Genomic DNA, 17882 nt, shown 5'->3' with positions numbered 1-17882 from the left:
CACGCTCCCTAGAAACCGCTTTCCCTGACCCCCAGCGCCGCCATCCGGCGCCAGGCCACGCCGAGCACCGACTCGCCACTGCCCTGCAACACCACCACGCCGCGCAGCGGTTGCACCGGGGTCGCTGCCTGATCCAGCGTAGTCAAACGCACGCCATATTGCGCCTGCACCGGTTCCGCTCGATGCTGTTGATCGCGGCGCACGGCAATCGGCCCGTGGTGATCGGAAGTCAGCGCTTCCTGATCGACATAGGCCACACCGTTGGTGTCGATTTCATTGAGTTGCACCGCGATGGCGGCATGCATCGGGTCGTCGGCGATAAACCGCCCGGTGGCGCCGGGCTTGACTCGCCACAGTTCGGCCTCGGCCAGATAACCGCGCAGTCGCGTGCCGTCTTCGACCACCCGCGCCAGCGCATCCTTGCTCGACAGCCAGCGGCCCGGCGTCAGGTTCGGCAGCAGATCACGCACGGTGCCGGCGTGGGGCGCGCGTAACAGCAGACGTTCGCGTTGGGCGGTCAGGCCGCGATATTCCGCCACCGCTTCGGCGAGACGCTGCTCGACGATGCCGGCGTCGGCAGCGGTTTCACTGCGGCCGGCCTGACGGCGCATCAGCAATTGCTGAATGCGGATTTCCCGGCGGACGATGGCCTGCCGCGAATCGAGGTCCGGCGATTCCAATTCGATCAGCACGTCGCCCTGAGCCACGGTCTGACCATCCGCCACCCTCACGGCTTTGACCCGCGCCGCCGTCGGCGCGTGCAAGGCACTGGCGCGACCGCCCTCGAGCATCGTCGGCAATTCGACCGAGCTGCGCCACGGCACGATCAGCACCAGCAACAGGCCGAGTACCCCCAGGCTGCTGAGCACCACGCGAGGGCCGTGAGCCTGTTCGCGGCGGCTCCACCACTGGCGCCACTCACTCATGATTGGCAGGAAGATGAACCACACCAGCTCGACCAGCATCAGGAAGATCCCCAACACCTTGAAGAACAGGTGATAGACCGCCAGCGCGATCCCGAAAAACAACGCCGCACGCCATAACCACGAGCCATACCCCCAGATCAGCAAACGCCGCTGCATCGTCGGCGACCAAGGCTCCGGCGCCGGCGCGCCATAGCCGAACAAGAACTCACGCAGGCGCCAGCGGCAAAAGGCAAAGGCGCGGCCCTGAAGGTTGTCGACCTCCCACAAATCGCTGAGCAGAAAGTAGCCATCAAATCGCATGAACGGGTTGAGATTGACCACCAGCGTGGTGATCCAGGTCGCGCTGGCGAGCATGAACGCCGCCGTGCGACCGGGCCCGTCCGGCAGGAACGACCAGACCAGCAGCGCGATGCTCGCCAACAGCAACTCCGCCAGCACCCCGCCGGCACCGATCAGCAGTCGCGCGCGTCGATCATTGACCCGCCAGGCATCGCTGACATCGGTGTAGAACATCGGCAGCAAGACCATGAACGCCACGCCCATGCTTTGCACCCGACACCCGGCGCGCTTGGCCATGAATGCATGACCGAATTCGTGACAGAGCTTGGCAAAAAACAGCGAGATGCCGAACGCGATCGCGCCACCGAGGCTGAACAGATGCGGAAAGGTGCCGACAAACCGCTGCCAGTCCCGCGACACCAGAAACACCCCGAGCGCCAGGGTCGCCGGCAGACCGTAGCGCAAAACCCTTGGCCCAAAGCGCTCCAGCCACGGCCACGCCCGATTGAGAAAGGCATCCGGCCGCCACAGCGGAATGCGGAAAAACAGGTATTGATGCAGCAGGATTGTCCACAGGCTCTGGCGTTGCGCGAGGGCCTTGAGTGAGTAACTGGCGCGTTGCTGATCGTCGAGGGCGCTGATCAGGTCATGCCCGCGCAGGAACGTCAGCAGTTGCTCCAGCTCGACGCCGTCCAGCGGCAAACCCGGTTCACGATTGGCAGCGCGCAGCACTTGTTCGGGATCGCCCAGCGACCAGTGACGCAACAGGCGCATCGCCGCCGCGCCAAGCTTGAAGTAGCGCCCGCGCACCGGGTCGGCCAGGGTCCAGCGCGGCGAACCGTCCAATGCCGGCGCCGCGGGCGACAATTGCAGGTCGGCACGCAGGCTCGGCAGGGTCATTTACAGGCCTACGCTCTGGCGCAGCCCGGCGAGCGGACGCCGCAGCAGGTACAAGGCCAGTGGTGCGCGGTCGCCGAATATTTTCGCAGTGCCACGCAGGCCGATACGCGGCGGAGCGTCGGCGAAATTGGCGTCCAGCCGATAGGCCAATTGGCCGCCGGCGGTGGGCTGCGCCTCGTAGGCCGAACGTTCGAGGGTGGCGAGATGGCGTTGCAGCGGATCGCTGTCGAGAAACAGCGCGACTTCGGCGCCCCGCTCCAGCGAGATCGCGTCGCCCACGGCCAGTTCGATGCGCAGTTCGGCCTGACTCGGATCGGCGATTTCCATCAGCCGTTCGCCGGTCTGCACCGGTTTGCCGGTCCAGCGTTCGGCATCGGCGAACACCGCAATGCCGTCGCGCTCGGCGCGCACTTCGCTGCGGTTGAGCAGTTCGCGGGCGTAGTCGCGTTCGGCGCGTTTCTGTTCGGCGCGGGCGGCCAGCAGATCGACCCGGGAGCTGGATTCGGCATCAACGAACGAGCGCTGGGAATTGGCTTTGAGTTCCGCTTCGGCGACCCCGAGCGCGCGCTCGGCGACATCGGCCTGAGCTTTCAGCGTCGTGCTTTCAAAACGCAGCAAGAGGTCGCCGGTTTTCACGCTCTGGTTGGGTTTGACCAGAAACTCGGCGATCACCCCGTCCAGCGGTGCGGCGACAACGCGCCCGCCCTGGGGCACCACTTCGGCGGGCGCCAGCACCGACTGGCGCACCGGGATCAACAGCCCGAGCAACAACACGGCGACCAGCGCCACCTGACGTTTGCGGGTCCAGCGCAGCCGCCACGGCTTGCGCGGTTGCAACGCCAGCCAGGCATGGCTGTAGGTGTCGCCCAGCTGCGACAGCAGCACTTGTTCGGAAGGGTTCCACGGCAGATCACGGGCCAACCACAAACCGCCGAACACTTGGCCCTGACGGTCGATCAAGGGCAGCCAGAACACTTGCATGGCCGACAGACTGCGCCAGTCGGCCTGAATCGATTCGCCGACCATTTCCGGCGTGATCACCCGCGCCTGTTTCAGCACATCCTGCTTGAACAACTGCGCCACGGCCTGCTCGACAAATGCCACGAACGGCGCATTCGGCTCCACCGCGCTGACCCCGGTCACCGCCTGCACCTTGCCGGCGATCAACAGCGCCGCATGGCGAAAACCGAACAGCGACTGACCGTCATTGACCAGGCTGTAGGCCAGTTGCGAAATATCACAAGCGGCGCGGGTCTGCCGTTCAAGATCGAGAAACCGCGCGAACACCTGCTCGGCGGCGCCGCTCACCGGGGCGTTCACTTAAGCTCCGGGAAACGCGCGGTGCCGCTCATGCCGGCGAGCAAGCCTTTGGCTTCGGGGAGTGTGGCGACCAGCAACAGGGTCTGGCTGCCTTCATCGATTCGCGCACCGAGGCGCTTGACCGTGGCGTCGATCGGCTGTCCGGTTTCATCGGGCACGAAGCTGAACGACTGACCGGGCTTGAGCCTGGCCATCCAGCGCGACGGCACCAGCAGATGGATTTCCAGCGTGCGGTTGTCGACCACATCGAGCAGCGGCGCACCGGCCGGCACGCTTTCATAACGCTGCACCTTGCGCTCGACCACTTGCCCGTCGAACGGCGCGACCACGCTGCAGCGTTTGACCTGGACTTGATAAACCTGAGATTGCGCCTGGGTTTCGCTGACCTTGGCTTCGGCCCGAGCCACTTCGAAACGCCCGACGGAATTGAGCGCCGCCAGTTGCCGGTTGTGCGCCAGCTCTTCACCGGCGCCACGGCTGGCGGCCTGCGCGGCATTCAACTGGGCCTGATAAGCCGAACAGTCGAACCGCGCCAGGGTATCGCCCTTCTTGAACGACTCGCCCTCGCTGAACGGCAACTCGACAATTCGCCCGGACAACTCGCTGGCCAGGGTCGCCTGATCCCGCGCCCGCAACACTCCGCGCGCCTCACTGCTGGCCGACGCATTCGCCGCCCCGCCGTTATCCAGCAGCGGATCGTCTGGCGCGGGCGTTTGAGCCTGAACTGCACACGTTACAAAGGTCAATCCGACAACCCAACCACGAAAACGCCGCATAACCGTTACTCCCTGACGGATGCTCGGAGTCTACGACAGCGGCGATTAGCGTCAAGCGAAAGGCCATCACTCCTCCGAAGGGCTGGCGAAATTTTGTGAAATGACTAAGATCAACCCATCGAAAATATAACCTTGAAGGAATATTCCATAACATTCATATTCGTCCCCCATGAATTGGGATATCGAATACACCGACGAGTTCGGCAACTGGTGGGAAGATCTGACTGAAAACGAGCAGAGCTCGGTGGCTGCGAGCGTCAAATTGCTGGGGCAATTCGGACCTGGCCTGCGCTTTCCACACAGCAGCGCGATCAATGGTGCGCGACATGGCCATTTGCGAGAACTGAGGGTTCAACATGCCGGACGACCGTACCGCATACTTTATGCATTTGATCCGAGGCGATGTGCGCTGCTATTGATCGGTGGAGACAAAACCGGTCAGGATCGCTGGTATGAAGTCAATGTCCCGCTCGCCGATCAACTGTACGATGAGCACCTCGATACATTGCGCAAAGAGGGTTACAAAGATGGCTAAGAAATTTGCCGAACTCGAAGCGCGTATGACACCCGAAGCCCGGGCACATGCCGATTCGATCTACGAACAACACATCAAGGAAATGCCGCTAAACGAATTGCGACAGGCCAAAGCTTTAAGTCAGGCGACGCTTGCCGAGACCCTGCACATCAATCAGGCGGCGATCTCGAAGATGGAGCGACGCACCGATATGTACATCAGCACGCTGCGCAATTACATCCGCGCGATGGGCGGCGAGCTTGAAATCATCGCTACATTTCCTGATGGGCAAATCAAAATCGAAAACTTTGCAGGTTGAGCAGCCAAAACGCTGCACAGCCTGCTTTTTTTGTTTTCCGCGCGAGAATCAACGCTGCGCCATCTCCCCCACCGGATACACCGACTCCCATCCCCCGCCCAACGCCCGGTACAACCCGACCATCGCCAGTGAAACGCCGGTGGAGCTTTCCACCCATTGCTCCTGAGTGGCGAGCAGTGCGCTTTGCACAGTCAGAACGTTGACGAAGTCGACCACGCCTTCGACGTATTGCTGTTGCGCGGTGCGCAGGGCGATCTGGTTCTGGCGTACGGCTTCGGCGAGGCTGTCGCGGCGGCGCTGGCTGGCGTTGTAGGCGGTCAACTGGTCGTCGATTTCGTGCCAGGCACGCAGGACGGTCTGTTGATAACCGATCGCTGCTTCCTGCTGTTGGGCTTCGCGCAGTTGCAGTACGCCACGCAAGCGGCCGCCGTCGAACAGCGGCAGGCTGAATTGCGGGCCGATGCCGAAGGCCCGTGAGCCCCAGGAACCGAAATCGCTGAGCTGCATGGCTTGCGAGCCGAGGTTGCCGGACAGGGTGATGCGCGGATAGAAATCGCCCTTGGCCACGCCGATGTTGGCGGTGGCGGCATGCAGACGGGCTTCGGCCTGGCGAATGTCCGGGCGACGTTCGGCCAGTTGCGACGGCAGGCCGATGGCGACAGTCAGCGGCAACTGCGGCACTGGCGCGTCTGTGGATAACTCGTTGGCCAGAGCCTGCGGCGGTTCACCCATCAACAGGCTGATCGCGTTGATCAGTTGCGCCTGACGTTGTTCCAGCGCTGGCAGCCGCGATTCGATGGCCGCCACTTGCGCGGCCGCTTCGGCGACGTCGAGATCAGTGGCCACACCGTCGTTGAGGCGCAGTTGCGAAAGCTTCAGACTGTGCCGCGCCACATCGAGGTTCTGCTCGGTGACCGCGCGGGTGTTCTGCACACCACGCAGCTGGATGTAGTTCTGCGCGGTGTCCGCGAGTACCGCCAACAGCACGCCGCGACGGTCGTTTTCCGCGACTTCGAGATTGGCGTCGGCGGCTTCGGTCTCCCGGCGTACGCGCCCCCAGAAGTCCAGCTCCCAGGAGGCGGAGAAACCGGCATCCCACAGGTTGAAGGCAGAATCGCCGTTGTGCCCGGACGGATCGTTCAGACCTTCGCCGCTGTTGCGTTTGCGGGCGTAGCTGCCGGTGGCGGCGGTCGTTGGATAACGGTCGGCGGTGATCACCTGACGGGCGGCGCGGCTTTGTTGCAGGCGGCTGCTGGCCAGTTGCAGGTCAAGGTTGCTGCGCAAGGCGCGCTGGGTCAGGGCCGAGAGTTGCGCGTCGTGAAAGACTTCCCACCAGCGTTCGTTCAAGGGTTCGCTGACAGCTTGGCTGACGGCGGTTTTTGACGGCTTTGCCCACTCGGCAATCCGGGTAGCTTCAGGTTTCTGGAAGTCCGGGCCGACAGTGCAGGCCGCCAATGCCGACAGACTCAGGACCACTGTCATCGACTGAAAGCGCTTCATCGCTGCGTCACCTCACGCACCGTCGTCGCCGAGCTTTCGGTATCAATGCTCGCCTCTACCGACATCCCCACTCGCAGCCGTTCGGCCAGCGGCTGGCCCGGATCCAGCAAAACCTTCACCGGAATCCGCTGCACGACTTTGGTGAAGTTGCCGGTGGCGTTGTCCGGTTTGACCGCCGCGAAGGTCACGCCGGTCGCCGGGGCAATGCTCTCGACGCGGCCGGTGAGGGCTTCGCCGCCGAGGCTGTCGACCCGCACCACAACGTCCTGCCCCGGCTGCACGTCGGTAAGCTGGGTTTCCTGGAAGTTGGCGACCACATAGGCCTGCTTCAGCGGCACCACCGCCAGCAGTTTGCTGCCCGGCGTCACATAGGCGCCGACCCGTACGGCGCGCTCGCCGATCATGCCGTCCTGAGGCGCGGTGATGCGCGTGTAGGACAGCTCGAAACTGGCGATTTCCAGCGCGGCCTGCGCGTGTTTCAAACTGCCTTCAGCGGCATCGCGCTGCGCCGTGAGGATTTCCACCTGCTTGCGTTCCGCTGCCAGTTTCGCGGTGGCCGTGTCCAGCCGCGCAGAGGCCTGATCGATCCGGGTACGCGCCTGTTGCGCGTTCTGCACGGTGCCTGCACCGACGCCAGCCAAGTGGTTATAGCGGTTCAATTCCTGCTGGGCGAAAGCCATTTCAGCCCTGGCCGACACCACCGACGCCTGCGCCTGTGCGATCACCGAGGACTGGCGCTCCATCGTGGCCTTGGCGTTCTGCAACTGCGCGCGAGCCACCAGGGTTTGCGCATCGGCGGCTTCGGCAGCGGCGCGCAAGTCGCGGTCATCGATCAGCGCCAGCAACTGCCCGGCCTTGACCTGCTGGTTGTCTTCCACCAGCACCTCTTTGATGAACCCCGCCACACGCGGCACCACCAGGGTGAAGTCAGCAGAGACGAAGGCGTCGTTGGTAGTTTGCTGAGTGCGCTTGCCGAACAGGCCGGGCATCGCCAGATACACCAGCACACCGACCGCCAGCGCAGCGGCCACAGCCACCGCGAGTTTTTGCTTTGCTTGAGTCGTCATAAAAAACCTTCTGTTTCAGTCAGGTCGGCGCGCGCGGCGGGAAGATCCGCGTCGGCAGCCAGAAAATCAGCAGGATCAGCGCCACCGCGACGCCAGCCATGCACAGATAAAGATCCGATGAAGTCAGCACCACGGCCTGTTCGTGCAGGCGATGGGCGAGGCCCGGGTCGTTGCTCGCGGCCAGCGGCGAGTTGCCGAGTCGATCGACCAGCATCGTCGAGTGAAAATGCAGGCGCGAAGTGGTCAGCGCCTCGATCACGCCGGTGGCGACCACCGCCGCCAGGCCTTTCACGGTGTTGAACCACGCCGAGGCGAACGGCCCGTCCTGTGGCTGGATGCTGCCGGTCGACAACATCAGCAACGGCAGCACCGCCATCGGCTGGCCGAAAATCTGCAGCCATTGCAGGACGTAGAAATCGTCGCGAATCCACACCGAAGTCAGCTGCGAGCCGCCCAGACACGACAGCGTCAACATGCTCAAACCGATGCCGAGCACCCAGCGGCAATCGACCCAACGCAAGTTGCACAACGCCGCCACCAGCGGCAGCGCGATCAACTGCGGCAATGCCGCCAGCAGCATGATCGGCGCGGTCTGTACCGGCCGGTAACCCTGCACCTGAGCCAGGTAACTCGACGGAATCAGCACCACCGCCAGCAGCACCACCAGCACCCCGGCCAACGTCATCAACGCGAACGACAGGTTGCGGATGCCGAGCATCTGCAACTTGAAAAACGGAATCGGCTGCGACCATTCATTGATCAGAAACGCCACCAGCAACAGCGAACCGGCGCCGAGCAAAGCGCAGATCAGGTTCGACTCGAACCAGTCCAGGCGATTGCCTTGCAACAGGCCGATCACCAGCATGCAGATCGCCGGAAAGCCCAGCAGCAGGCCTTTCCAGTTGAACGACTTGAGGCGTTCCAGACGCAGAGGGTCCTGTGGAATACCCCAGGCAACCATCGCCATGGCAATCAGGCACGGCACGATGATTTGCCAGAACGTCCATTGCCAGCCGACGTATTCGGTCCACAACCCGGCCAGCGGTGTACCGAGACCTGGGCCGAAAGTGGCGGTCAGGGCGTAACCGGCGAGGCCGTAAAGCTTGATGTTGGCCGGCAGGAATCGCAGCGCAACGGTCATCAGCATCGGCGGCAACGCGCCGCCGGCCAGGCCTTGCAGGATGCGCAGCAGCAGCAGGCTTTCATAGTTCGGGGCGAACGGGCAGAGCACCCCGAGCAGGGTAAACACGCCGATGGCGCACAGGGTGAAGCGACGCAGGGAAAAGGTCACCGAGCACCACGGCGCGAATGCCATGGCCGCCACCGAGGTCGCGGTGTAGCCGGCGACCAGCCAGGTGCCTTCGTCGTAGCCGATGCTCAGGGCACCGCGTATGTCGGCCAGGGCGACCTTGGTCACCATCTCGTTGAGACCCGACACCAGCACCGCCAGCAGCACGCCGACCAGACCGATGATGATCCGCGCCCCGAACCCCGGTGGCGCGGCGGCCATCGGAGCGGCAGCGGCAATCGGCGCCGTGACCGTCAGGGATGTCATGCAGGCAAACTCCGGAGGGAAAAATACCGGAGCATGGTAGTAGGGCTTAGTGCTGACGAAAATTGACTTCTTGGCAGTTTATAAGTGCACCAGACGCAATTATCAGGGCTGTGCCGCCAGCCAGGTTTCGTCGCAGCAGGTCTTGAGGGTTTCCCGCAGCCAGCGGTGGGCCGGGTCCTTGTCGAAACGCGGGTGCCAGGCCTGGGTTAGCATCAGCGTCGGCAGCGGGATCGGCAGGTCGAACGAGCGCAGTTTCAAGCCCAGCCGTCGCACGCTCAGCAGCGCTTCCTTGGGCACCGGCAGAATCAGGTCGGAGTCCGGCAGGGCGAACATCGCTGCGTGGAAACTCGGCGCGATCACCGCCACCCGCCGTTCCAGACCCAGGGCATTCAGCGCGGTGTCGATAGGCCCACGGGCGATGCCCCGGCGGGACATGCTGATGTGGGAAAACCCGGCGTAGCGTTCGGCGGTGATCTCGCCATCCAGCAGCGGATGATCCTCGCGCACCAGACCGACGAAGTGGGTGGAAAACAGGTTCTGCACTTTTACTTCCGGCGTCACCGGTCGGGTGTTGCTCACGCTCAGGTCGATCCGCCCTTCGCGCAAGGCCTCATCGTCGCCGTCGCCCTCGGGAACGAAGCGCAGCTCACAGTGCGGCGCCAGTTGATCGAGGGTGTCGAACAGCTTGCCGCCGTACACGCCGACGAAAAAATCGTTGGCGCGAATGCTGAAGCGCCGGCGCAAGGTGCCCAGCTCCACCGCATCGGCCGAGCGAAACAGCAGCGCCGCCTGCTCGACCACATCCCGCACCTGCTCGCGCAGCTCCAGTGCCTTGGGTGTCGGCACCAGTCCCCGGCCGGCACGCACCAGAATCGGATCGCCAATGGCTTCGCGGATCCGCGTCAGCGTGCGGCTCATGGCCGCCGGGCTGAGGTTCATACGCCGCGCGGCGCCGACCACGCTGCCCTCGTCGAGCAAAGCGTCGAGGGCGACCAACAGGTTCATGTCCGGGAGTTGCATGCTGAGCACTCGTGACCGATCAGGATTGATTCGGGTGCAATGCTAGCAAACATACTTGAAATCGGTGGCGCATGAACCGACGTCTTCGCGAGCAAGCCGCTTCCGCACACATCTCAGCGTTGCATCCCCCACCGTTTCACCGTCACCCGTTCCAGCGTGTCGAACACCAGGTTTTCCACCAGCAAGCCGATGAGGATCACCACCGCCAGACCGGCAAACACCTTGTCGGTGTACAACTCATTGCGATTCTGGAAGATGTACCAGCCCAGGCCACCTTTGCCGCTGGTGGCGCCGAACACCAGTTCGGCGGCGATCAGGGTGCGCCAGGCGAAGGCCCAGCCGATTTTCAGCCCGGCGAGAATCGATGGCAGCGCCGCCGGAATCAGGATGAACAGCACGAAGCGCATGCCCTTCAAACCGTAATTGCGCCCGGCCATGCGCAGGGTTTCCGAGACACCGAGAAACCCGGCATACGTGTTCAGCGCCAGCGCCCACAGCACCGAATGCACCAGCACGAAAATCAGGCTGTTCTGGCCCAGGCCGAACCACAGCAACGCCAGCGGCAGCAGCGCAATCGCCGGCAGCGGGTTGAACATCGAAGTCAGAGTGCTGAGCAAGTCCCGACCCACCTGGGTCGAAACCGCCAGCGTGGTCAGGGCGAAGGCCAGGACGATGCCGATCAGGTAACCCTTGATCAGCACCACCAGCGAGATCCACACCTTGCCCAGCAGTTCGCCGCTGAGCAGGCCGTCATACAGCGCATGACTGGTCTGCAAGAAGCTCGGCAGCAGCAGGTCGTTGTTCTGCACCCGGGCCACAATCTCCCAGAGCACGGCGAGCAAAATCAGGATCACGCTTTTGCGCAGCCAGCCCTGTTGCCACAGACGCTGGCCCAGCGGCAACTCGCGCTCCACCGGGACGCTGGTCAGCGGTTGCAGATCGTTTTCGAATTCTTGACGTACGGATGATGAATGGCTCATCGGGCAATCCTCCAGGCGGCTCAATAAGCGATGCGGATATCGGTGAAATCCAGTTCGCGCTCGGTTTCCGGCGACTGCCCTTCATCGAACAACAACCGATGAATGCGCCTTGCCGACTCTTGAAACGCCACGCCGCCAAGGCTGTGCAGATCGTATTGATGACTGTGCACTTCCGCCCTCACGCGGCCCGGATGCGGGGACAACAGCAGGATACGATTGCCGACCACCAACGCTTCTTCAATCGAGTGGGTGACGAACAGCAAGGTGAACCGCACCTCCTCCCAGAGCAGCAGCAATTCCTCCTGCATCTTGCGCCGGGTCAGGGCATCCAGCGCGGCGAACGGTTCGTCCATCAGCAGGATTTTCGGCTGCATCGCCAGCGCCCGGGCAATCGCCACCCGCGCTTTCATGCCGCCGGACAAGGTGTGCGGATAGGCATCGGCGAACGCCGCAAGGCCGACCTTCTCCAGGTAATGCAGGGCGCGCTCTTCGGCTTCCTTTTTCTTCAGCGTGCGCGAGGCCAACAGCGGAAACATCACGTTCTGTTTGACGGTTTTCCACGGTGGCAGTTGATCGAACTCCTGAAACACCACGATCCGGTCCGGCCCCGGCGCATCGACGCGCTGGCCTTGCAGACGGATCTCGCCCTCGCACGGCGCGATGAACCCGGCGACGGCTTTGAGCAAGGTGGATTTACCGCAGCCGGACGGGCCGAGCAGCACGAAGCGATCCTGTTGATCGACTTCGAAGCTGACCTGATGGGTGGCCCGCACGACCCGTTGCGGCGTGCGGTATTCGAGGCTGACCTGATCGACCGCCAGCAGTGCTTGCGCTGTGGCAGTCGGGTTGCTGGCCGCGTGGCCTTGCAAAGGGGCGTTCATGTCGATCAGCTCCCTTGCAGCGGTTTGGCGTCCTGGAAGAAATAGTCCTTCCACGATTCAGGTTTGTTCTTGATCGCGCCGACGCGGTAGAGGAATTCGGCGAGCGGGTAGGTGTTTTTCGGCGTGACGCTGAATTCGAATTGTGGGTTGTCGATGATTTTCAGCAACGCGGCGCGGTCGATCTTGGCCTTGGTCACGCGGATGTAAGTGTCCGCCGCCGCGCCTTTATCGTTCTGCGCAAATTGCGCGGCTTCGGTCAGGGCTTCGACGAATGCTTTGTAGGTCTTGGGGTTCTCGTTGCGGAATTTCTCGGTGGCGAACAGCACGGTCGGCGAGTTCGGGCCGAGCACGTCATAGGAATTGAGCACCACGTGCACGTTCGGATTTTCCAGTGCCTGATCCTGGAACGGCGGGTTGGAGAAGTGCCCGGTCAGCTCGGTGCCTCCGGCAATCAGCGCAGCGGTGGCATCCGGGTGCGGAACAGCGATGGTGTACTTGTCGAGGCGATTGAATTCCTTGTCGCCCCACTGCTTGGCCGCGGCGTATTGCAGGAAACGCGACTGCACCGAAACGCCCACCGCCGGCACCGCGATGCGGTCCTTCTCGGTGAAGTCGGCGATGGTTTTGACCTTGGGATTGTTGCTGACCAGGTAGTACGGGAAGTTGCCGAGCGAGGCCACGGCTTTGACGTTCTGCTTGCCGTGGGTGCGATCCCAGATCGTCAGCAACGGCCCGACGCCGGCGCCGGCAATGTCGATGGAACCGGAGAGCAGCGCATCGTTGACTGCCGCGCCGCCGGACAGCTGGGTCCCGTCGACCTTGATGTCGAGGCCTTCCTGCTTGCCGTACTTCTCGATCAGTCCCTGATCGCGCACCACGTTGAGCAATAAATAGACAATGCCGAACTGTTCGGCGATGCGGATTTCACCTTCGGCGTGGGCCACGGTCGGCGCCACCAGGCTGCCGGCGATCAGGCTGAAACCGAGGCCGATGGCCGCTGCCAGCGGCGCGAATGGAAGACGTTTGGACATGATCGGATCTCCGGCGAATCAGAAAGGCGCGTCGCCCTGGATGGTGGTGCGATACAGCTTGCGGCGCAGGTGCGCGGGGCAGCCGGCGGCAAGGTGGATCAGCGAGCGGTTGTCCCAGAACACCAGGTCGTGGGGCTGCCATTGATGGCGATAGATGTTCTGCGGCAGCACGCTGTGGGCGTAGAGCTCATCGAGCAGTTGTTTGCTCTCGTCTTCCGGAAGGCCGACGATGCGGGTAGTGAAACCTTCGCTGACGAACAACGCCTTGCGGCCGTTTTCCGGGTGGGTGCGAACCACCGGGTGCACGACCTCGGCGACCTGGGCCAGTTGCTCCGGGGTCAAGGTCGGGCGCCAGTTGCCTTCGAATTTGGTTTCGCTGTAACGCGCGGTGTAGGAATGCGCAGCCGAGCGGCCTTCGACCGCTTTGCGCAGCGCGTCGGGCAGGCTGTCCCAGGCTTTGTGCATGTCGGCGAACAGGGTGTCGCCGCCTTCGGACGGCAGCTCCTGGGCGTGCAGCATCGAGCCGAGGCTCGGCAGTTCTTTATAGGAGAGATCCGAGTGCCAGAATTTTCCGGCATCACCGAGGCCGATGTTCTGGCCGTTTTCGACGATGTTGGAAACGATGAGGATTTCCGGGTGATTGGCCAGCAGGAACTGCTTGAGCACGTGGATCTGCAACACGCCGAAGCGGCGGCTGAAATCGATCTGCTGTTGCGGGGTGATGCGCTGGTCGCGGAACACCACGACATGGTGATCGAGGTGCGCGCGGTGGATGCGGGCGAAGTCTTCATCGTTGACCGGACGGGTCAGGTCGAGGCCGATGATTTCGGCGCCGACGGCACCGCTGAACGGGCGAATCTCGAAGGTTTGCGGCGCGGCAGTCGCGGCGCTTGGGGTAGCAGTAGCTGCGGACATCAATCAATCTCCCACGCACGGCGCGCTCAAGGGCGCGCGCGTCGATCAGAAACTCACGCTGGATTGCGTGTTGGTTCGTGTCGTGCGGCGCGCCGATTGGTCGGCAGGTACGCAGGAGGCTGACTTTATAGATATAAGAATTGGAAATTAAATACCGTTAACGAATAACGATATGGCGATTGCTTAGGAATGGACTGGATGGTGAGTGACCATTTGTGTCACTTACTGACATGGATGTGGTGTTCGAGCTGACGCCATCGCTGGCAAGCCAGCTCCCACAGGACCTAGAGTGGACCACGTTTGTGTGTTCACCGCGGAACTTGTGGGAGCTGCGGTGCGACGATTCGACTTGCCAGCGATGGGGCCCGAAAGGCCAATAAGGATCTAGCGTTCGTGCAACGCCTCGGCCCGCGCCCGGATGATCGGCTTGAGCAGATAGCTCAGCACGGTCTTCTTGCCGGTGATGATGTCCACCGACGCCACCATCCCCGGGATGATCAGCAGCGGCTTCTCGTCAGTGCCGAGATGGCTGCGCTCGGTGCGCAGCTTGATCACGTAGTAGGTGGTTTTCTTGTCTTCGTCGGTGATGGTGTCGGCGCCGATCTGCTCAAGCTTCGCCTTCAGACCGCCGTAGATGGTGTAGTCATACGCGGTGAATTTCACCGTGGCTTCCTGGCCCGGATGCAGGAACGCGATGTCCTGCGGACGAATCTTCGCTTCGACCAGCAAGGTGTCGTCCAGCGGGACGATTTCCAGCAGGTCGCTGCCCGGCTGGATCACACCGCCGATGGTGTTGACCAGCATCTTGTTGACGATACCCCGCACCGGCGAGGTGACGAGCGTCCGGCTGACCCGGTCTTCCAGTGCCTTGCCGGTGGCCTGGGCCTTGTTCAGGTCGGTACGCGCCTCGTTAAGCTGAGTCAGGGCTTCGCTGCGGAATTTACCGCGCGTTTCGTCGATCTTGCGCTGCACCTCCTTGATCGCCGACTCAGCACGCGGGATCGCCAGGGTGGTGGCGTCGAGCTGACCACGGGTTTCCACTTCGGCACGCTTGAGTCGCAGCACTTCCACCGGCGATACCGCGCCCTGGGCCACCAGCGGCTCGGACATGTTGATTTCCTGGCGTTGCAGGCCGAGTTGCTGGCGGTACTGCGCCTGTTTCGAGGTGAATTCGCGCAGCTCTTGCTGGCGCTGAATCAACTGTTCCTGCAGGCCACCGACCTCGTCGTGCAGTTGCTGACGACGGCTGATGTACAACGATTCTTCGCTCTTTGCCTGACCCGGCACGGCTTTGAGCACGTCCTCCGGGAAATTCAGCGGACGGTCCTCGACCTCGGCACTCAGGCGCTCGACCCGCAGCAACATCGACAGCCGATCAGCTTCGGTTTCACCGACGTTGGAGGCAAAACGCGTGTCATCCAGCCGCACCAGCGGCGCGCCGGCCTCGACGATCTGGCCTTCCTTGACGAACAGCTCGGAAACGATACCGCCCTCAAGATTCTGGATTTTCTGGATCTTCGACGAGGGAATCGCCTTGCCGTCGCCCTTGGTCACTTCGTCGATGACGGCGAAGTTGGCCCACAGCATCAGGAACACGAAGAAACCGATGATCGCCCAGATCGTCAGGCGCACCACGCGTGGCGCGTCCTCGATCAAGGCCTTGTTGACCTCTGGCAGCGGCTGGCCCTGCAGCGATGCCGAGCCCTTGAAGTAGCGGCGGATCGAATCCTTGAAACCCGACTTAAGCAACACTGATCTGCCCCTTCTTCAACGCTTCCATCACGGCCGCTTTCGGGCCATCGGCGAGAATCTGCCCACGGTCGACCACCAGCAGGCGATCGACCAGCGACAGCAGCGATGCCCGGTGCGTCACCAGCACCACGGTCTTGTTTTCCACCACCGCCGCGAGGCGTTGCTTGAGGCGTTCTTCGCCGGTGTTGTCCATCGCGCTGGTCGGTTCGTCGAGCAACAGGATCGGCGGATTGAGCAACAGCGCCCGGGCCAGGGCGACGTTCTGGCGCTGACCGCCGGACAGGTTCTGCCCGCGCTCGCCGACTTGCAGCTCATAACCCTGCGGGTGCAGGCGGGCGAATTCGTGGACGCCGGCCAGTTCAGCGGCCTGCAGGACCAGCTCATCCTCGACGTAACGGGCGCCGGAAATCAGGTTGTCGCGCAGGGTGCCCGCCAGCAGCTGGATGTCCTGCGGCACGTAGCCGATGTTGTAGCGCAGCTCGCTGACGTCGATCTGACGGATGTCGACGCCGTCCACCAGCAACGCGCCGTCGTCCGGTTGATAGAGGCCGACCAGCAGTTTCGCCAGCGAGCTTTTGCCGGAGCCACTGCGGCCGATGATGCCGATCTTCTCGCCGGGACGGATCACCAGGTTAATGTTCTTCAGCGCCGGATTCTGTTGCTCCGGGTAGGTGAAGCTGAGCTGGCGGCATTCGATCGCGCCTTGCAGCACCTTGCGGCTCAGCGGGCGCTCTTCGAAATTGCGCTCTTGCGGCAACTCCATCATCTGGTCGACCGAGGTCATGGTCACCCGCGCCTGCTGGTAGCGGGTCAGCAGACCGGACAGCGACGCCAGCGGGCTGAGGGCACGGCCACTGAGCATGTAGCAGGCGATCAGGCCGCCCATGCTCAGGTTGCCGGCGATGATCTGGTACACGCCGAAGACGATCATGATCACCCCGGCCAGCTGCTGGATCAGCAGGGTGATGTTCATCGCCAGACCGGAGAGCATTTTCACCCGCAGCTCGAGGCGGCTGAGGGTGCCGATGGTCTGTTCCCACTGATATTGGCGTTCGCTTTCGGCGTTGTTGACCTTCACCGCATCGAGGCCGGCGAGGGTTTCGATCAGGCTCGACTGACGCTCGGCGCCCAGCGCCATCGTGCGTTCCATGGTTGCCACCAGCGGCTTCTGCAAGGCGTAGCCGATCAGCAGCGCAATCGGGAAGGCCAGCACCGGAATCCACACCAGATGCCCGCCGAGAATCGCGATGACAATGAAGATCAGGATGGTGAACGGCAGGTCGATCAGGCTGGTCAGGGTCAGCGAGGCGAGGAAGTCGCGCAGGCTCTGGAACTCATGGATGTTCTGGGCAAAGCTGCCGACCCGCGCCGGGCGGTACTTCATGGCCATGCCGACGATGCGTTCGAACAGCGTGGCGGAGATGATCAGGTCGGTTTTCTTGCCGGCCAGATCCAGGCACAGGCTGCGCAGGCTCTTGAGGATCAGGTCGAACAGGTAGGCGCCGGTGATGCCCAGCGCGAGGACCCACAGGGTCGCTTCGGCCTGGTTCGGCACCACGCGGTCGTAGACGTTCATCACGAACAGCGGCGCGGCCATGGCGATGATGTTGATCAGGAAACTGGCGGCGATGGCGTCGGCGTACAGCCAGCGCGAACGCTTGAGGGTGTCGCGAAACCACGAGCGCGCACGCGGAATCAGCGTGCCGTGGTTGACGTCGAATTTGTGCTGGGGCTGGGCGAAGAACACTTTGCCGGTGTAGTCGTCGGCCAGCAGCTCGCGGCTGACCAGGGATTCGCCGCCGTCGCTTTCGCTGAGCAGCACCCGCGCGTCGTTCTCACCCTGCCAGCCGAGCAGGACGGCACTGCGGCCATCCTTGAGCAGCAACAGCGCCGGCATGGCAATCGCCGGAATCTCTTCGAGCTTGCGCTGCAGCACCCGCCCTTGCAGCCCGGCGCGCGCCGCTGCACGGGGCAACAGCTCGACACTCAGGCGTTGTTTGGGCAGCGGCAGGCCGGTGGTCAGCATCGCCGCGCTGGCGGGTTTCTGGTGGAGCATGCAAAGAGCGAGCAGACCATCCAGTAACGGATCGTCGTGCAACGCGCGTGGATCATGACTGAGATGAACTCGACTGACTTCTGATTCCACG

At 63.0% G+C, this 17882-nt stretch carries 15 protein-coding genes; 2 read left to right on the top strand and 13 right to left on the bottom strand.

Going from position 1 to position 17882, the window contains the following annotated elements; all coding sequences use genetic code 11:
• Positions 1–8: 8 nt before the first annotated feature.
• Genes ACTJK7_RS07115 through ACTJK7_RS07105 form a run of 3 tightly spaced genes read right to left on the bottom strand, consistent with a single transcriptional unit; the run spans position 9 to position 4201 of the window.
• The gene (locus tag ACTJK7_RS07115) at positions 9–2105 is read right to left on the bottom strand and encodes an HlyD family efflux transporter periplasmic adaptor subunit (RefSeq protein ID WP_440780442.1); all 2097 of its coding nucleotides are present in this window, start codon (positions 2103–2105) and stop codon (positions 9–11) included.
• The gene (locus tag ACTJK7_RS07110; protein WP_323151219.1) at positions 2106–3425 is read right to left on the bottom strand and encodes an efflux RND transporter periplasmic adaptor subunit; all 1320 of its coding nucleotides are present in this window, start codon (positions 3423–3425) and stop codon (positions 2106–2108) included. It lies immediately after the preceding gene.
• On the bottom strand, positions 3422–4201 hold the full coding sequence (locus ACTJK7_RS07105; RefSeq protein WP_115076096.1) for an efflux RND transporter periplasmic adaptor subunit: 780 nt from the start codon (positions 4199–4201) through the stop codon (positions 3422–3424). Before ACTJK7_RS07105 ends, ACTJK7_RS07110 begins: the two co-directional genes overlap by 4 nt.
• A gap of 169 nt (positions 4202–4370) precedes the next feature.
• Between ACTJK7_RS07105 and ACTJK7_RS07100 the strand changes: the two genes are divergently transcribed.
• On the top strand, positions 4371–4736 hold the full coding sequence (locus tag ACTJK7_RS07100) for a type II toxin-antitoxin system RelE/ParE family toxin (RefSeq protein WP_064382657.1): 366 nt from the start codon (positions 4371–4373) through the stop codon (positions 4734–4736).
• A complete protein-coding gene (locus tag ACTJK7_RS07095) occupies positions 4729–5034 on the top strand; it encodes an XRE family transcriptional regulator (RefSeq protein ID WP_064382656.1) in 306 nt (101 codons plus the stop codon). Before ACTJK7_RS07100 ends, ACTJK7_RS07095 begins: the two co-directional genes overlap by 8 nt.
• 48 nt (positions 5035–5082) lie before the next feature.
• Here the strand turns inward: ACTJK7_RS07095 and ACTJK7_RS07090 are convergent, their stop codons facing one another.
• From ACTJK7_RS07090 to ACTJK7_RS07045, 10 genes are all read right to left on the bottom strand, one after another.
• On the bottom strand, positions 5083–6534 hold the full coding sequence (locus ACTJK7_RS07090; protein ID WP_108558986.1) for an efflux transporter outer membrane subunit: 1452 nt from the start codon (positions 6532–6534) through the stop codon (positions 5083–5085).
• Complete coding sequence (locus ACTJK7_RS07085) at positions 6531–7601, bottom strand: HlyD family secretion protein (protein WP_108558984.1); 1071 nt, start codon at positions 7599–7601, stop codon at positions 6531–6533. The genes ACTJK7_RS07090 and ACTJK7_RS07085 overlap by 4 nt, the downstream gene beginning before the upstream one ends.
• Positions 7602–7620: 19 nt before the next feature.
• On the bottom strand, positions 7621–9156 hold the full coding sequence (locus tag ACTJK7_RS07080; RefSeq protein WP_108558982.1) for an MFS transporter: 1536 nt from the start codon (positions 9154–9156) through the stop codon (positions 7621–7623).
• Positions 9157–9258: 102 nt separating this feature from the next.
• Positions 9259–10176 (bottom strand): LysR family transcriptional regulator, encoded by a 918-nt coding sequence (locus ACTJK7_RS07075; RefSeq protein ID WP_011331856.1) that lies wholly within the window; start codon positions 10174–10176, stop codon positions 9259–9261.
• 113 nt (positions 10177–10289) lie between these two features.
• Positions 10290–11156, bottom strand: a complete 867-nt coding sequence (locus ACTJK7_RS07070) for an ABC transporter permease (protein ID WP_108558978.1) — start codon at positions 11154–11156, stop codon at positions 10290–10292.
• A gap of 20 nt (positions 11157–11176) precedes the next feature.
• The gene (locus ACTJK7_RS07065; protein WP_108558976.1) at positions 11177–12037 is read right to left on the bottom strand and encodes an ABC transporter ATP-binding protein; all 861 of its coding nucleotides are present in this window, start codon (positions 12035–12037) and stop codon (positions 11177–11179) included.
• 5 nt (positions 12038–12042) lie between these two features.
• A complete protein-coding gene (locus tag ACTJK7_RS07060; RefSeq protein ID WP_440780439.1) occupies positions 12043–13068 on the bottom strand; it encodes an ABC transporter substrate-binding protein in 1026 nt (341 codons plus the stop codon).
• A gap of 18 nt (positions 13069–13086) precedes the next feature.
• Positions 13087–13983 (bottom strand): TauD/TfdA dioxygenase family protein, encoded by an 897-nt coding sequence (locus ACTJK7_RS07055; protein WP_064382651.1) that lies wholly within the window; start codon positions 13981–13983, stop codon positions 13087–13089.
• A 384-nt stretch (positions 13984–14367) separates the two neighbouring features.
• A complete protein-coding gene (locus ACTJK7_RS07050) occupies positions 14368–15735 on the bottom strand; it encodes an HlyD family type I secretion periplasmic adaptor subunit (RefSeq protein WP_108558974.1) in 1368 nt (455 codons plus the stop codon).
• Entirely contained in the window at positions 15725–17881 is a 2157-nt protein-coding gene (locus ACTJK7_RS07045) for a type I secretion system permease/ATPase (protein ID WP_064382650.1), read from the bottom strand. Before ACTJK7_RS07045 ends, ACTJK7_RS07050 begins: the two co-directional genes overlap by 11 nt.
• Position 17882: the final 1 nt, after the last annotated feature.

The organism is Pseudomonas sp. 22085 (assembly GCF_052045815.1).
GTDB lineage: Bacteria > Pseudomonadota > Gammaproteobacteria > Pseudomonadales > Pseudomonadaceae > Aquipseudomonas > Aquipseudomonas glycinae.
The sequence above is the reverse complement of the archived record's forward strand: the minus strand, read 5'-3'. Positions and strand labels throughout refer to the sequence as shown.